At 62.8% G+C, this 15,313-nt stretch carries 13 protein-coding genes; 5 read left to right on the top strand and 8 right to left on the bottom strand.

What is annotated here, in order from left to right; all coding sequences use genetic code 11:
* Positions 1–97 precede the first annotated feature (97 nt).
* From hemC to AWB69_RS00310, 3 genes are read left to right on the top strand one after another with little or no spacing between them, the layout of a single operon-like run.
* Complete coding sequence (gene hemC, locus AWB69_RS00320) at positions 98–1,099, top strand: hydroxymethylbilane synthase (RefSeq protein ID WP_062080901.1); 1,002 nt, start codon at positions 98–100, stop codon at positions 1,097–1,099.
* Entirely contained in the window at positions 1,099–3,312 is a 2,214-nt protein-coding gene (gene hemDX, locus AWB69_RS00315; RefSeq protein WP_062080899.1) for a fused uroporphyrinogen-III synthase HemD/membrane protein HemX, read from the top strand. The genes hemC and hemDX overlap by 1 nt, the downstream gene beginning before the upstream one ends.
* Positions 3,312–4,505: a heme biosynthesis protein HemY gene (locus AWB69_RS00310; protein ID WP_062080897.1), complete on the top strand. Its 1,194-nt coding sequence runs from the start codon at positions 3,312–3,314 to the stop codon at positions 4,503–4,505. The genes hemDX and AWB69_RS00310 overlap by 1 nt, the downstream gene beginning before the upstream one ends.
* 66 nt (positions 4,506–4,571) lie before the next feature.
* Here AWB69_RS00310 and AWB69_RS00305 read toward each other — a convergent pair whose 3' ends face one another.
* The 7 genes from AWB69_RS00305 to trxB all read right to left on the bottom strand — a co-directional run bounded on the left by AWB69_RS00305 (position 4,572) and on the right by trxB (position 10,195).
* Positions 4,572–5,879, bottom strand: coding sequence for a TolC family outer membrane protein (locus tag AWB69_RS00305; RefSeq protein WP_063977729.1), 1,308 nt, complete (start codon positions 5,877–5,879; stop codon positions 4,572–4,574).
* 12 nt (positions 5,880–5,891) lie between these two features.
* Entirely contained in the window at positions 5,892–6,083 is a 192-nt protein-coding gene (locus AWB69_RS49130; protein WP_063977728.1) for a hypothetical protein, read from the bottom strand.
* A 57-nt stretch (positions 6,084–6,140) separates the two neighbouring features.
* Positions 6,141–6,464 carry a rhodanese-like domain-containing protein gene (locus AWB69_RS00295; RefSeq protein ID WP_062080895.1) on the bottom strand — a complete coding sequence of 108 codons (324 nt, stop codon included), beginning with the start codon at positions 6,462–6,464 and terminating at the stop codon, positions 6,141–6,143.
* A gap of 163 nt (positions 6,465–6,627) precedes the next feature.
* The gene (locus AWB69_RS00290) at positions 6,628–7,281 is read right to left on the bottom strand and encodes a protein-L-isoaspartate O-methyltransferase family protein (protein ID WP_062080893.1); all 654 of its coding nucleotides are present in this window, start codon (positions 7,279–7,281) and stop codon (positions 6,628–6,630) included.
* 180 nt (positions 7,282–7,461) lie between these two features.
* Positions 7,462–8,082, bottom strand: a complete 621-nt coding sequence (locus AWB69_RS00285; protein WP_062080891.1) for a trimeric intracellular cation channel family protein — start codon at positions 8,080–8,082, stop codon at positions 7,462–7,464.
* 2 nt (positions 8,083–8,084) lie between these two features.
* Positions 8,085–8,945 (bottom strand): Smr/MutS family protein, encoded by an 861-nt coding sequence (locus AWB69_RS00280; protein ID WP_062081311.1) that lies wholly within the window; start codon positions 8,943–8,945, stop codon positions 8,085–8,087.
* Positions 8,946–9,199: 254 nt separating this feature from the next.
* Positions 9,200–10,195 carry a thioredoxin-disulfide reductase gene (gene trxB, locus AWB69_RS00275; RefSeq protein ID WP_062080889.1) on the bottom strand — a complete coding sequence of 332 codons (996 nt, stop codon included), beginning with the start codon at positions 10,193–10,195 and terminating at the stop codon, positions 9,200–9,202.
* A 388-nt stretch (positions 10,196–10,583) separates the two neighbouring features.
* Here trxB and AWB69_RS00270 point away from each other — a divergent pair, with 388 nt between their 5' ends.
* Positions 10,584–12,908: a DNA translocase FtsK gene (locus AWB69_RS00270; RefSeq protein WP_062080887.1), complete on the top strand. Its 2,325-nt coding sequence runs from the start codon at positions 10,584–10,586 to the stop codon at positions 12,906–12,908.
* 22 nt (positions 12,909–12,930) lie between these two features.
* Positions 12,931–13,638 (top strand): outer membrane lipoprotein chaperone LolA, encoded by a 708-nt coding sequence (gene lolA, locus AWB69_RS00265; protein ID WP_062080885.1) that lies wholly within the window; start codon positions 12,931–12,933, stop codon positions 13,636–13,638.
* 72 nt (positions 13,639–13,710) lie between these two features.
* Here lolA and cytX read toward each other — a convergent pair whose 3' ends face one another.
* On the bottom strand, positions 13,711–15,075 hold the full coding sequence (gene cytX, locus AWB69_RS00260; protein WP_082913209.1) for a putative hydroxymethylpyrimidine transporter CytX: 1,365 nt from the start codon (positions 15,073–15,075) through the stop codon (positions 13,711–13,713).
* Between the last annotated feature and the right edge of the window lie 238 nt (positions 15,076–15,313).

The raw sequence follows: 15,313 nt of genomic DNA, 5'->3' as shown, positions 1-15,313 counted from the left end.
TGCTGCGGCGCTCGGGCGCGGGGTCCGACTGTAATTGGGCAATGGCGTGCGTGCTACCATTGTTTGTTATCCATCCCGTCATTCGATTGACTTTGCAATGAACTCCGAGATGCCTTCCACGCCACCGCCCGACACTCTGGTCATTGCCTCGCGGGAAAGCCGTCTAGCCATGTGGCAGGCCGAGCATGTGCGGTTTGCGCTGCACAAATTATATCCATCTTGCGACGTCAAAATCCTTGGAATGACGACACGCGGCGATCAGATTCTCGACCGGACCTTATCGAAGGTCGGCGGCAAGGGCTTGTTCGTCAAGGAACTGGAAGCTGCGCTCGCCGACGGCCGCGCCGACCTGGCAGTGCATTCGCTGAAGGACGTGCCCATGGAACTGCCGGAGGGCTTCACGCTGAGCACGATCCTCGAACGCGAGGATCCGCGCGACGCCTTCGTCTCGCCGCACTATGCGTCGCTCGAGGAACTGCCTGAAGGCAGCATTGTGGGGACGTCGAGCCTGCGCCGCGAAGCCATGCTGCGCATGCAGTTCCCTCATCTCGATGTCCGTCCGTTGCGCGGCAATCTCGATACCCGGCTCGCCAAGCTCGATCGCGGTGATTACGCGGCCATCATTCTCGCCGCCGCCGGCTTGAAACGCCTTGGCCTCGAGTCACGGATTCGTGCCAGCCTGCCCGTCGAAACCAGCCTGCCGGCCGCGGGACAGGGCGCCTTGGGCATTGAAATCCGTGCCGGCCGCGACAATCTCGCGGCCTGGCTTGCACCCTTGCATCATGAAGCGACGGCCGCCGCCGTCGAAGCCGAGCGGATGGTGTCGCGCTCGCTCGGCGGCAGTTGCGAAGTGCCGCTCGCCGCGTATGCGGACTGGCGCGACGGCGTGCTGCATCTGCGTGGTTGTGTATCGACTGTCGACGGCACGCGGGTCCTGCGCGCCGAAGGTTCCGCACAGGATGCTGACGTGCAGGCCGCACTGGATCTCGGCCGCCGTGTCTCGGCCGAACTCGAAGCACAGGGCGCAATGGACATCGTCCGTGAGTTGAGTACCGCGAGCGGCGCGGGTATTCCTCCCGCTGCCTCGCCTGCCGACTGATGGCGAGCGCTCGGGGATCTGCTTATTCATCGGGACGGCCGGCGCAGCGACCGGCTGTTGTCGTCACGCGTCCTTCGGGCCAGTCGGCCGCGTTGCTGGCACTGCTTGCGCGCGCCGGTTTCGAGCCAATCGAGTTTCCGCTCATCGATATTGGTCCGGTAGCCGACGTCGCGCCGCTGCGTGCGGCGCTCGACGAGCTCTATGCGCCCGTTGAGCTTGGGTTTGCATTGGTCGTGTTCGTGTCGCCGAATGCCATCGATCACGCGTTTACCGCGCTCAGTTCCGCGTGGCCTTCGCACGTCGCGATTGGCGTGGTCGGACCCGGCAGCGTGGCTGCGCTCGCGCGGCAAGGCGTGGCGCCACCGGCCTATACCATCGTCAGCCCGGCGGCCGGCGCAACGGTGACCGAAACACCCACGGACCCCCGTTACGATTCCGAAGCGCTGTATGCCGCTATCGAAGCGCATTTCGGCCCCGACGGTCTCAAGGACAAACGCGTATTGATCGTGCGCGGTGACGGCGGCCGCGAGTGGCTGGCGGACGCGTTGAGCGCAGCGGGGGCGAAGGTCGAGAAAGTGGCGGCGTACCGGCGGATCGTGCCGGAACCGTCCATGCGTGACTGGGAGCGCATCCACGCCCTGCTCGCGGGCGTTCCGCACGCGTGGCTGCTGACAAGCTCGGAAGGCGTACGCAATCTTGAAGAGCTTGCCCGGGAACATCTCACTGTCGATGAAACCCTGACGCTCAAAGCTGCACCGCTCGTGAGCCCGCATCCGCGTATTGCCGAAGCCGCGCGGCAAGCGGGTTTTGATAGGATTACGGTGTCCGGCGCCGGCGACGAGCGTATCGTGCAGGCACTCACCGGCATCTTCGCCGCGGCAACGGAAGCAACGGAAGCAACGGAAGACACAGCGAAACAACAAGAACCGGACGCGCAGGTTGCAAAAGCGCAAGAACATGGATACAAGGCCTCGACGGCAGCGCCGTTCAGCCAATCCAGTCAAACCAACCAGGAGTCCGCGCCGACGGGTTCCAGGCCGGCCTCAACGCCGGCTCACCAACCGGCTCAATCACGCATGACTGATTCGATCGATTCGAGTAAAACCGCCCCGCAGTCCACCACGTCGACACCGCCCCCGGCGTCGATCCCGCCGAACACGCCGTTCACGCCCTACGAGTCGCAGCCGAAACAGCGTGGCGGCGGCGCGGGCACTGCACTGCTGTGGCTGGTGCTGTTGATCGTCGTGGTGGTCGCGGGTGTGGGCGGTTTCATGCTCAACCGCAAATTCGATCAGCGCGACGCGCAATTCGCGCAACGTCTGCAGGCGAACGACACGCAAACGGACGCCTTGCGCGCCCAGGCCGATCAGGCCGCCAGTTCCGTGCAGGCGCTCAATACGCAGATCATCCAGTTCCAGGGCAAACTCACCGACGCGCAGGCGCAAAGCCAGGCGCTGCAACAGCAATACCAGGATCTGGCGAGCAATCGCGACGACTGGACGCTGGCTGAAGTCGAACAGATCCTCTCGAGTGCAAGCCAGCAGTTGCAGCTCACCGGTAACGTCCAGCTTGCGTTGTTCGCACTGCAAAGCGCGGATACGCGCTTGGCCGCGACTACGGGTCCGCAGATCGTGACGATCCGCAAGGCCATCGCGCAGGACATGGAGAAGCTGCGCGCAACCCCGTCCACCGATCTCACCGGCCTTGCCATCAAGCTGGATACCGCAATCGATCAGATCGACTCCCTGCCGCTGGCGGGCGAAGCGCCGATCGCGCAGCCAACGGCCCATGCCGATACCCCGCGCGACACCGCGTCCATTGCAGCCGCGACCGGCCAGCCGTATTGGAAAGTATGGCTGCAGCAGCTTGCCAGCGGTATTGGGCAGCAGTTGTCGAGCCTGGTGACGGTGCGTCGTATCGATAACGCCGACGCCATGCTTGCATCGCCGGATCAGGGTTATTTCGTGCGCGAAAACGTGAAGCTGCGTTTGTTGTCGGCGCGCTTGTCGCTGTTGTCGCGCAGCGAACCCTCGCTCAAGTCGGATCTTCATGCCGCCGACACCGCGCTTGGCCGGTATTTCGATCAGTCGTCGGGCAAGGTCAAGGCGGTTCGTACGCTCCTGCAGCAAGTCGACCAGGCGTCGCTTGCGGTTACCGTACCTGATCTGAATGCGAGTCTCGCGGCGGTCCACCAGTTCAAGCGAGGCGGATGATGACGATGCGCGGACTCATCTGGTTTGTGCTGCTGTTCGCGGCAGCCGCGGGCCTGGCGCTCGTCGGCGTCTTCGACGGTGGACAGGTGCTGCTGGTCATGCCGCCTTATCGGGTGGATATATCGCTGAATCTGTTCGTGGTGGCGCTGGTCGTGTCGTTCATCGTGATCTACACCGTGCTTCGCGCCATTCGCAGCGTGCTGAAAATGCCGCAACGGGTGTCGGCGTACCGGACCCGCTCGCGGCTCGCGAAGGCGAATGCCGCGTTGCGCGATGCTATCGGCCATTTGTATGCGGGACGTTTTTCGAAAGCGGAGAAATCGGCACGCGATTCCTTGAGCGTCGATGAAAACGCCGGTGCCGCCGGGCTGATCGGTGCGAAGGCGGCGCACGAGATGCACGAATACGCGCGTCGCGACGAATGGCTCGCCAAGGTGCAGGACAGCGACTGGCAGGACGCGCGTTTGATGGCCACCGCCGACATGCGTGCCGATGGCCGCGACGCGGACGGCGCGCTGGTCGCGTTGACCGAGATGCAGGCGCAAGGCGGGCGGCGTCTGCATGCGCAGCAGATTGCGTTGCGCGCGCAGCAGCAGTTGAAGAACTGGGGCGAAGTGCTGAAGCTGGTCAAGACGCTGGAGAAACGCGAGGCGCTGCATCCGGCGGTCGCGGTGCGTTTGCGTCAGGTCGCATCGGAAAATCTGCTGCGTGACCGGCGTCATAACCCGGACGCGTTGCTGGAGTTCTGGCAGTCGTTATCGGCGACCGAACGGCAGTCGCCGCGGCTGGCCGATCTTGCCGCCGAATTGCTGATTGCGCTGGACAGAAGGAACGACGCACGCAAGATTGTTGAAGAAGCGTTGAATCACAACTGGGACGCGCGGCTGCTGCGGCGGTATCCGGATTGCGCATCGCCGGGCGACGCATTGCCGTTGATCCAGCGCGCCGAGGCATGGCAGAAGGAGCGCACCGAAGACGCGGACCTGATGTTCACGCTTGGGCGGTTGTGCTTGCATCAGCAGTTGTGGGGCAAGGCGCAGGCGTTCCTGGAATCGGCATTGAAGCTTGCGGACAACGAACCGTTGAAGATTCGCACGCATCGGGCGCTGGCGCGTTTGCATGAGCAACTCGGCGATAGCGAAAAGGCAAGCCTGCACTATCGAGAGAGCGCACTGGCTATGAACGTGGTTTGATTTTTTTTTTGCGGGCTTTGGATAAACCGCGGGCTTCTTTCTGATGCGAAAGAAGCCCGCGGTTTTTTATTGCGGCATCGACCGGCGGCCAACTGCATTGGTTTTACGTGCCGCGGCGCCAGGATACGGCACGCTTGGCACCACGGGTAAAGCGGTCAGCGCGGTATCGTCGGCAGGCGAGAGCAGCATGTTGAGCGAGAGCACGTCGCTGTCGGTCAGGCTGGCCGTGGATGCCTTCAGCTTCAGCGAATTGATCAACGTGTCATAGCGGGCCTTCGCGAGATCGCGCCGTGCCGAAAAGAGCTGATCCTGCGCGGTGAGTACGTCGATGTTGATCCGCACACCAACCTGATACCCCAGCAGATTCGATTCAAGCGACGTCCGCGCCGATTGTTCAGCGGTTTCGAGCGCGCGGACCTGTGCAAGTCCACTCGATACCCCCAAGAACGCCTGTCGCGCCGATAACGCCGCCGAACGCCGCGCTGCGTCCAGATCCGCTTGCGCCTTGTCTTCCAGCGCCAGTGTCTGGCGCACGCGGCTTTGCGTCGCGCCGCCTTCGTATAGCGGAATGGTGAGCTGTACGCCGACGGTCGCATTGGTGTAATACGCGCCGTAATTGCCCAGTTCGGCCGCAGCGGCCGGCACGCCCGGTACAAGCGTGTTTGTGCCACTGCCAAAACCGCCGCCGAAATTCCCGCCGAAGTTGCCAGCGCCTGCTGCGCCCAGACTGCTCTTCGCGTAACTCGCGACCAGATCGAGCGTCGGATAATGACCGGCCTTCGCTTTCAATGTCTCGCGCTGCGAATTCGCAACCGCCAGTTGCTTGAGCACGACCTGATAGTTCGCGTCGCGCGCCAGATCGACCCATTGCTGCATGTCGGCGGGAACAGGCGGCGGCAGCGTCACGCCGCGCGCGAGGCCATCCACCCGCGTCACCGGATGCCCGACGATCTGCTCCAGCGCCGCCAGCTTCACCTCGAGATCGTTCTGCGCCGCAATTTCCTGCGAGATCGCAGAATCGTATTTGGCCTGGGCTTCGTTGGTATCGGTGATGGTCGACTGGCCGACATCGAATGAGCGTTTCGCCGATTCAAGCTGCTCGGCAATCGATGCCTTTTGCGAGCGCACGATCGCGACGCTATCCTGCGCCGAAAGAGCGTCGAAGTACGCCTGTCCGAGCCGCACGATCAGGTCCTGACGGGCCGCCGCGAATTGCGCCTGAGCGGATGTCAGGGCGATCTGGCCTTGTTGATAACCTTGCCAGCTCGCGACGTTGATGAGGGGTTGCGTCAGCGAAACGGTGTAACCGTTGCTGTTTCCGGACGACGCGGGGAAACCGCCGCCGAGTTCCGTTCGCTGCTCGGTGGCGGTCACCGAGGCCGAGAGCTACGGCAACAGTTTCGCGCGCGCTTGAGGCAGTTGCTCGCTGTCGGCGGTGAGACCGGAACGCGCGCTCTGGAGCTGCGCGTCGGTTTCAAGCGCTTCGTCGTAGAGCTGATCGAGACTCACCGCCGAGGCGGGCGAGCATGCAAACCCGGCACCTATGCTGCATAGCGCGAGTGTGTACATCGGGTGCATGGGATTCGTCCAGGACCGGCAGAGTGCGGGCAAAACGGGAATGCGAACGCGGACGGATCAGTACGTGGGCACGGCCGGATCGACCTGACGCGACCATGCGTCAATACCGCCGAACAGGTTGAACACGTGCGTAAAGCCGCGGGACTCCAGGAACATGCCGACTTGCGCGCTACGGGCGCCGTGGTGGCAGATGCAGACGATCTGCGCTTCGTCGTCCAGTTCTTCACTGCGCGCCGGGATATCGCGCATCGGGATGGCGACAATGTTGGCGAGCTTGGCGGTTTCGATTTCCCACGGTTCGCGGACGTCGAGCAGGACAGGGGCGGGACGCGATGTATCGGCGAGCCATTCGGCCAGTTCGGGTGCGGACAGATTTTGCATGGGATTCCGGTGAAAGTGGTTAGCGACAGCGAGCAGGTGGCCCGCTGGTGCTACCCGCACAAACAAACGTGCAGCTTGCAACGTGATGAAACCTGATGAAGCATGCGGCTTCGGACTCACTGCTAAAAAGGAGCGCGAGTCCGAACCTGAAACCAGGGTCGCGTCAGAATTTGAAGCGCGACGGCTGCACGGCGTTCTTGAGCGGCGGGATCAGCGTTTCGAAAATATCGGCGACGCGGAATTGCTTTTCATCCACGCGCGTAATGATCTGCGCTTTCATGACCGGCGCATTGCCAACAAACGCCGCCAGCCGGCCGCCGATCTTCAACTGATCGAGGAATTCCTGGGGCATGACCGGCAGGCCGCCCGAGACGCAGATCACGTCGTAGGGTTCGCTTTCTTTCCAGCCGAGTGCGCCGTCACCGAGCACGACCTGCGCGTTCGACACGCCGTTCGCCGCCAGGTTTTCTTCGGCCAGCTTCGCGAGTTCGGGCTCGATTTCCACGCTGGTGACCGAACGGCCGCGTGCGGCGAGCAACGCCGCCATGTAACCCGAGCCGGCGCCGATCTCGAGCACGACTTCGTGCTTTTTCACGGCCAGCTCCTGCAGCACCCGCGCTTCGACTCGCGGAAACAGCATGTGTTGGCCGGCGGGCAGCGGAATTTCGAGATCCGCGAACGCGATGTTGCGATACGCGGCCGGAACGAAGTTTTCACGCTTGACGATCGACAGCAGGTTCAGGACGTCCTGGTCCAGCACATCCCAGGGGCGGATCTGCTGTTCGATCATGTTGAAACGCGCTTGCTCGATGTTCATGTTCAGTCTGCGGGTCGATCGACCGTTGGGGTGGAGTTGACGTAACGAGTTGACGTAAATGCAATGCCGGAAATAAGGCGAAAATCGAGGAGAGATTGTAGCAAATAGCCGGCGGCTTTCGCTGGCGCGTGTTGGCGAGGCCGTGGCCGCGCTCCCGCCCGATCCCGCGGCGAGCACGGATCAGTGCGGCAAGCGGACGTTCAGCTTGAGCGTGACCAGCCGTGCGATCAAGACAAATGCGGTCGATATCAGCACGTTGTACACCCCTTGCAGCCCCAGCCAGTCGAGTCCGAGATACAGCCAGCAACCCGCGAACGCGCATACCGCGTAGGGGCGCGAATCGCGCAGGATCAACGGCACCTCGTTGCACAGCACGTCGCGCATGATGCCGCCGAACACCCCCGTCACCACGCCCATCATGGCCGCCGTGAACGCGGGCATGTCCGCATCAAGCGCAATCGAGGTCCCGGAAATGCTGAAAAGGCCCAGTCCGATGGCGTCGGCAATCAGCAGCGCGCGCTGGTCGAACAGGCGCGTGGTCGTGCGCAGCAGGAACGGCGCAAAAATCGCCATGATGAAGATGACGATCACGTAGTCCTGATGCAGGACCCAGTAAAACGGCCGGCGCGACAGCAGCACATCGCGCATCGTGCCGCCGCCAAAAGCGGTGGCGAGCGCCACCAGGAAGGCTCCCACGGCATCCAGCCGGCGCTTTCTCGCTTCGATCAACCCGGAGATCGCATACGCGAAGATCGCGAACGCCTCCATGATGGAGATGGCCAGCGTGAGCCTGGGATGCACGGTTACGACCCCTTTCGCTGGTCGCGCCGGTGGTCCGAATCTTGATCGCCATGGGGCCGGGGACCCCGGTCCTGCGGATGACCGTGATACTGCGGCGAACTGCCCGGCTGCAGCAGCACGAGCACGGCGCCCGCGCCGCCGTCATGCGGCCGTGCCTGACAGAACGCGATCACTTCCTCTTTCTGCACAAGCCACGCGCGCACCTTGCCCTTGAGCACCGGTTCGCGTCCGATCGACCCCAGTCCCTTGCCATGGATCACGCGCAGGCAGCGCAGCCCGCGTTTCACCGATTCGCGGATAAATTCCGACAGCGCCTCGCGTGCTTCCTCGCGCCGCATGCCGTGCAGATCGAGTTGCGCCTGTACGATCCACGCGCCGCGCCGGAGCTTGCGGACCACTTCCTGACGCACGCCGTGGCGGCAATAGGAGAGGGTGTCGTCGGTATCGAGCAGGCTTTCGGGGTCGTATTCGTCGGAGAGCGCTTCGTGCAGCACGGCTTCTTCGTCGAGGCGCGTCTGTAGCGGCAGCGGCGATGGCGGCACGCGCGGCAGCGGCATGCGGGGCGGGACTTTCAGCGGTTCCACCTCACCGATGGAACGACGGAACACATCCGCGTCCGCCACGGCTTCGCGCTCGGCCATCACGGCGGCGGCACGTTGTATTTTGCGTTTGACCGCAGCGGTCTCGAGTGAGCTGCGCAACACACCGAGCCCGGCAAGACCGTCGCGTTTCAAGGCCGCCGACACGTCCTCCGCCGTTGGCGCTGCGACCTTTGGCGCGGCGGCAGCGGTATTCGACGCCGACGCGGCGTCGCGCTGGCGTTTCAGCTTGGGTTCGTTCGGATGGGGCAGGTTCTTTGGCATTGCACGGCAGAAGAAGATGCACGGCGGCGACATACGAGTTACGCCGCTCCGGAAACCCTTTTTAACATGGGAAGAGGAAAAATCGGCGCCGAGGATATTTTCGTAGCCGTTTTCGCCCGCCCTCAAAACGAAAACGCCGGCCGATCCAGAGGATCGCGGCCGGCGTTTCTTTGTCCCCGTGAACTGAGGCGTATTCAGCAGGCGCGGAACTTCGTGTCGTTGTGTCGACCCGGCCGCGCCGCGCGTCCAGCCGCTTACCGTTCCGCTTCGGCGCTCATCGAGCGCACGGCGGGGTTTTCGTTGATGCTTTCAAGATAACGCTGGGCATCGAGTGCGGCCATGCAGCCCGTGCCAGCGCTGGTCACAGCCTGGCGATAGATGTGATCCTGCACGTCGCCGGCGGCGAACACGCCCGGAATACTCGTGCCGGTTGCGTTGCCTTGCAGGCCGCCGTTCGTGATGATGTAGCCGTTTTTCATCTCGAGCTGGCCAACGAACAGGTCCGTATTCGGCTTGTGGCCGATCGCGACAAACACGCCTTGCAGCGGCACGTCGCTGGTCGTGCCTGTTTCGGTGCATTTGATGCGCAAGCCGGTCACGCCGGAAGCGTCACCCGTGACTTCGTCCAGCACGTGGTTCCACTTGATGTCGACCAGGCCTTCCTTTTCCTTCGCGAGCAAGCGGTCGATCAGGATCGGCTCCGCGCGGAACTTGTCGCGCCGATGAACCACGGTCACCTTCTTGGCGATACCCGCCAGGTACAGCGCCTCTTCCACGGCCGTGTTGCCGCCGCCGATCACCGCAACTTCGCCGTTCTTGTAGAAGAATCCGTCGCACGTGGCGCAAGCGGACACGCCTTTGCCCATGAACGCTTCTTCCGAAGGCACACCCAGATATTGCGCCGATGCACCCGTCGCAATGACCAGCGAGTCGCAGGTGTACTCGCCCGAATCGCCGATCAGGCGGATAGGCCGTTCGGTCAGCTTGGCGGTGTGGATGTGATCGAAGACAACTTCAGTGTTGAAGCGCTCGGCATGCTCCAGCAAGCGCTGCATCAGCTCGGGACCTTGTACGCCCAATGGGTCGCCGGGCCAGTTTTCGACGTCGGTGGTGGTCATGAGTTGACCGCCCTGCGCCAGCCCGGTGATTAGCAACGGCGACAGGTTGGCACGCGCCGCGTAGACAGCGGCGGTGTAGCCGGCGGGGCCGGAACCGAGAATCAGCACTTTTGCGTGTTTGGGCGAAGACATGAGAGCAATCCGTTGTGGTTAGGGCCGAACCGTTGATCCGCTTTGATCCGCTTTGATCTGCTTTGATCTGTTAACGATTCATATCGGCTTGAGCGCGCGGACGGGTGAAAGTCGCTTGTGGCGGCGAACCGCATGCCACGCACTGCTGCCGGTGACCTGTAGTTAGGTGCGAGTTCGCCATTATAAAGGCCGTGAAGAAGGCTCGCCGAGTGATCCTTTCAATGGCCGCCATAGCACGCTCCGGGGCCTGCACCCTGTAACACGAGTGTTACAGGGTGAAACCGCAGACCAATTTTGCCCGATCATCGCAACGCAGCGTTTACAATGCGTCATTAAACCTGTTGACCCGGCGCACCCCATGTGGCGGGTCAGAAAGCCTTACGGATCAATGGCAAAAGCTACCTATTCTCCAAGCGCGCAGGCATTGCCGCACCGCATGTCGCGCCTTTTTACCGAGATTCGATGGATCTTGCAGGTCGCGCTCGGCGTGTTCCTGCTCATGGCGCTGGTGAGCTACAGCCGCCACGACCCAAGCTGGACCCACGCCGCGCAAGTCGACCAGATCGCCAACTGGGCGGGCCGCGTGGGCGCGTGGACAGCAGACATCCTGTTGCTTTTGTTCGGGCTCTCGGCTTATTGGTGGGTCGTGCTGCTGGTGCGGCAGATCATCGCGAACTATCGACGTATTACGAATCATGAGGCGGCTGACTCTGACGAGGCGCCGTCGAAAGACCGCACCTGGCTCGCCGAGGCGTTCGCGTTCGTGCTGGTGCTGGCCGCGAGCGACGGTCTCGAGGCGTTGCGCATGTGGTCGCTCAAGGTGCAGATGCCGCGTCAATATGCATCGGGCGGCGTGGTTGGCGAGGCGGTCGCGCACGGGGTGTCCCACGCGCTCGGTTTCACCGGCGCGACGCTGTTCCTGCTGGTTGCGCTGGCGATCGGTTTGTCGCTGTATTTCAATTTCTCCTGGCTGTCGGTCTGCGAAAAAACCGGCGACGCCATCATGGCCACCATCACCGGCGCGAGAATGCGCCGTGAGGCCGGCCGTGACCGCAAGCTGGGTGAAGCCGCGGCGGAGAAGCGCGAAGGCAAGGTGGTGCGCGGGCGCGTGAAGATCGAGGAGCAGGAGCCGGTCATGATCGTGCCGCCGGTCGCGCCGGCCAAATCGGCTCGTGTGGAGAAGGAAAAGCAGGTGCCGCTTTTCACCGATCTCCCCGGCGATTCCACGCTGCCGCCGCTGGCTTTGCTCGACGCCGCACCGGAAGTGAAGGAAACCATTTCCGCCGATACGCTCGAATACACGTCTCGTCTGATCGAGAAAAAGCTGAAGGACTTCGGCGTGGAAGTGGCGGTGGTGGCCGCGTATCCCGGGCCGGTCGTGACGCGCTACGAAATCGAGCCGGCCACGGGTGTGAAGGGCTCGCAGATTGTCGGGCTGGCGAAGGATCTGGCGCGCTCGCTGTCGCTGGTCTCCATTCGTGTGGTCGAGACCATTCCGGGCAAGAATTACATGGCGCTGGAGTTGCCCAACCAGCGCCGCCAGACGGTGCGTCTGTCCGAGATCCTCGGTTCGCAGGTTTATGCCGATGCCGCTTCGCCCCTGACCATGGGTCTCGGCAAGGATATTGGCGGTAAGCCCATATGCGCCGATCTCGCGAAGATGCCCCACTTGCTGGTGGCGGGCACCACGGGCTCGGGCAAGTCGGTGGGTATCAACGCGATGATCCTGTCGCTGTTGTACAAAGCCACCGCCGACGAAGTCCGCATGATCCTCATCGACCCGAAGATGCTCGAAATGAGTGTCTACGAAGGCATTCCGCATCTGCTCTGTCCGGTCGTCACCGACATGCGGCAGGCCGGCAACGCGCTCAACTGGGCGGTGGCCGAGATGGAACGCCGCTACAAGCTCATGAGCAAGATGGGCGTGCGTAATCTTGCGGGCTTCAACAACAAGATTGACGAAGCCACCAAGCGCGACGAGAAGATCCCCAATCCGTTCAGCCTGACGCCGGACGAACCGGAACCGCTCAACCGCTTGCCGACCATCGTGGTCGTGATCGACGAACTCGCCGACCTGATGATGGTGGTCGGCAAGAAGGTTGAAGAGCTGATCGCGCGGATTGCGCAGAAAGCGCGTGCGGCCGGCATTCACCTGATTCTTGCCACGCAGCGGCCGTCGGTGGACGTGATCACCGGTCTGATCAAGGCCAACGTGCCCACGCGGATGGCGTTCCAGGTGTCGTCGAAGATCGATTCGCGGACCATCCTCGACCAGCAAGGCGCGGAATCGCTGCTGGGCATGGGTGACATGCTTTATCTGCCGCCGGGCTCAGGGTTGCCCGTGCGCGTGCATGGCGCCTTTGTCTCGGATGAAGAAGTGCACCGCGTGGTGGCCAAGCTGAAGGAGCACGGCGAGCCGAACTACATTGAAGGCATTCTTGAAGGCGGCGTGCTGGGCGATGGTGAGGACGGCGCGCCAGGTGGTGCAGGTGCGGGCGGTGGAGAAGGCGAAGCCGATCCGCTCTACGACCAGGCTGTCGAAATCGTTATCAAGAACCGGCGCGCGTCGATCTCGCTTGTGCAGCGGCATCTGCGGATCGGTTATAACCGGGCAGCACGGCTGCTCGAACAAATGGAAAATTCGGGGCTCGTTTCGGCGATGTCATCGAACGGCAATCGCGAAATCCTCACGCCGGCGCGTGAAGCTGAATAAGGTTATCTGGAGAGTTTTTTATATGCAGTCAGTTTTGAGGTCGGCGTTGAGAGCAACGTTGAGGTCGGGTAACCACACAGTGCGCAGCGTTAAAGCCGTCGTTTTCGGCGCTTCCTTGTTGTTGGCATCGCAGGTTTTCGCGAGCGGCACCGAGCAGTTGAAGGCGTTTATTGCGCAGGTTCACTCAGCGCATGGCGACTTCGTCCAGCGTGAGGTGAAGGCGCCGAGCAAGGCGGCATCGGCTACGCAGGGCATGGCCGCGCGGCTTGGCGGCACGTCGAGCGGCACGTTTACGTTCGCGCGGCCGGGCAAGTTCATCTGGTCGTACGACAAACCCTATTCGCAGGTATTGCAGGCAGACGGCGACAAGCTCTACGTCTACGACAAAGACCTGAACCAGGTCACCATCCGGCCGTTGGGCAACGCGCTGGGCGCGAGTCCGGCCGCGATCCTCTTCGGCAGCAACGACCTCGACAAGAATTTCACGTCGCGCGACGCGGGCGTGAAGGATGGCATCGACTGGCTGGAACTGACGCCGAAAGCGCAGGACACGCAATTCCAGCAGGTCGGTATCGGCTTCAAGAACGGCAATCTCGAAGCGATGGAATTGCATGACGTATTCGGCAACGTCACCTTGCTGACGTTCTCGAATATCGAGAAGAATCCGCCGCTGAAACCCGATCAGTTCAAGTTCATCGTGCCGAAGGGCGCGGATGTCATCAACGGCTGACGCAGTACCGACTGCTGATGCAGGCGTGAGGATCTGACGGCCCTCACGCCCAGACGCTCGCTCGAGCGCCGCTTAAGTCGCCGACGACTGTCTCTGCTCCCGGCGACCCCCGACTAACGCGAGATAAGCCAGCGCGCCCACCACGAGCGCCGGCAGCGTTGCACCCAGATTCGGCAGCCACTGATTGATCGCGTGATACGCCGCGATTCCCAACGCCCACGCAATAAACCCGCTCACGTGCCAACCGCCCGAGAAGCTGTACGGACCGCGCGGATCGGTGAGCGCGGAGATTTCAACACGGCGTTTTCTCACGATAAAGTGATCCACCAGCACCACGCCAAATAGCGGCGCGAACACAGAGCCGATCAGCAGCAGGAAGTTCTGGTACTTGCCCATCTGCACGAGCAGCGCGACCAGCGTGCATAACGCGCCGAATGCCGCCGACAGCAACGGCACGCTCGCGCGTGCCCAGAACGTACCGGTGGAAACGGCGGCGGAATGGATATCGGCGAAAGCGTTGTCGATCTCATCCATGAGAATGAGCAGCAGCGCAATCCCGCCCGCCGCCTGAGCCAGTGCAACGGTCAGCAGCGCATCGCCGCCGCCGGCCGCCAGGCCGTAGAACGCACCCAGCGCATAAAACCAGATATTTGCGATTCCGTAGCCCAACAGCGTGCCGCGGAACGTACCGCCCGCGCTGCGGCCGAAACGCGTGTAATCCGCGATCAGCGGCAACCACGAGAGCGGCATGGCAACCACGAGGTCGATACCCGCGCCGAACGGCATGTCGCCCGTGCCGGGCCGGTTCATCAGCGCGCCAAAGTCTTGTTTCGCCAGCAGGTTCCAGGTCAGCCAGCCCGCGCCGCCGAGCAGAAGCCAGATTCCCCACGTACGCAAGAAGCGCCGGACGAAGGACAAGGGGCCGGTGATTGCGAGCGTGGTTGCCAGCACGCCGAAGATCAGGGTCCAGATCAGCGGCATGGAGAGGCCGAATGACTGTTTGGCGAGGGCATCGGCGGAATCGCGCATCACGATGATTTCGAACGAACCCCAGCCGACCAGCTGCACCGCGTTGATCACAGCGGGCACGGACGCGCCGCGCAACCCGAGTGTGGGGCGCAGCGACGACATGGCCGCCAGGCCGGTGTCCGTGCCGACCACGCCCGCGAGCGCCAGCAAGACCACACCGATCACCGTGCCGATCACGATGGCCGCGAGTGCATGCGGCAGCGACATGCCCGGTACGAGCAGCGCGCCGGCCTGCGCCACCAGCAAGCCGATGCCGAGTGAAAACCACAATGCGAAGGCGTCCGACGTGCCGAACGCACGGCGCGCGGCGGGGACCGGCAGGAGCGGCGCATAGGTCGATGCGCCGGTTTCGCCGGCCGTGCCCGCAGTATTCTCCGGAGTGTTCCCCGCTGTGTTCCCTTGTCCCATTCGCGTTTCGTCCTTATCTGTAGGGCTTGGCCCGGTTCATGCACGCTTCTTCGAGTGTGCCGCGGCTGTCATAATCACCCATTGCGTCTAGTGCTACGGCTCGATCTGCGTTTTGTCGAAGCGAAACGTCGATTTTGAAGCAGTGACGGCGTCTGTCTCGAAAAGCGCACGATTATCGCCGTCTTGGCTCTTGCTGCGCACTATCCAGTTTTACCCAGACTTATTCGGAAACCCTCCA

It is taken from the genome of Caballeronia udeis, from assembly GCF_001544555.2.
Lineage (GTDB): Bacteria > Pseudomonadota > Gammaproteobacteria > Burkholderiales > Burkholderiaceae > Caballeronia > Caballeronia udeis.
The sequence above is the reverse complement of the archived record's forward strand: the minus strand, read 5'-3'. Positions and strand labels throughout refer to the sequence as shown.

What these genes read in the sequence shown, in the direction of transcription:
- AWB69_RS00280 (WP_062081311.1), bottom strand. Translation starts at nt 8,945, where the DNA reads ATGCCAAAGAACCTGCCCCATCCGAACGAACCCAAGCTGAAACGCCAG.
- trxB (WP_062080889.1), bottom strand. Translation starts at nt 10,195, where the DNA reads ATGTCTTCGCCCAAACACGCAAAAGTGCTGATTCTCGGTTCCGGCCCC.
- AWB69_RS49130 (WP_063977728.1), bottom strand. Translation starts at nt 6,083, where the DNA reads ATGCACCCGATGTACACACTCGCGCTATGCAGCATAGGTGCCGGGTTT.
- AWB69_RS00270 (WP_062080887.1), top strand. Translation starts at nt 10,584, where the DNA reads ATGGCAAAAGCTACCTATTCTCCAAGCGCGCAGGCATTGCCGCACCGC.
- cytX (WP_082913209.1), bottom strand. Translation starts at nt 15,075, where the DNA reads ATGGGACAAGGGAACACAGCGGGGAACACTCCGGAGAATACTGCGGGC.
- lolA (WP_062080885.1), top strand. Translation starts at nt 12,931, where the DNA reads ATGCAGTCAGTTTTGAGGTCGGCGTTGAGAGCAACGTTGAGGTCGGGT.
- hemDX (WP_062080899.1), top strand. Translation starts at nt 1,099, where the DNA reads ATGGCGAGCGCTCGGGGATCTGCTTATTCATCGGGACGGCCGGCGCAG.
- hemC (WP_062080901.1), top strand. Translation starts at nt 98, where the DNA reads ATGAACTCCGAGATGCCTTCCACGCCACCGCCCGACACTCTGGTCATT.
- AWB69_RS00290 (WP_062080893.1), bottom strand. Translation starts at nt 7,281, where the DNA reads ATGAACATCGAGCAAGCGCGTTTCAACATGATCGAACAGCAGATCCGC.
- AWB69_RS00310 (WP_062080897.1), top strand. Translation starts at nt 3,312, where the DNA reads ATGACGATGCGCGGACTCATCTGGTTTGTGCTGCTGTTCGCGGCAGCC.
- AWB69_RS00295 (WP_062080895.1), bottom strand. Translation starts at nt 6,464, where the DNA reads ATGCAAAATCTGTCCGCACCCGAACTGGCCGAATGGCTCGCCGATACA.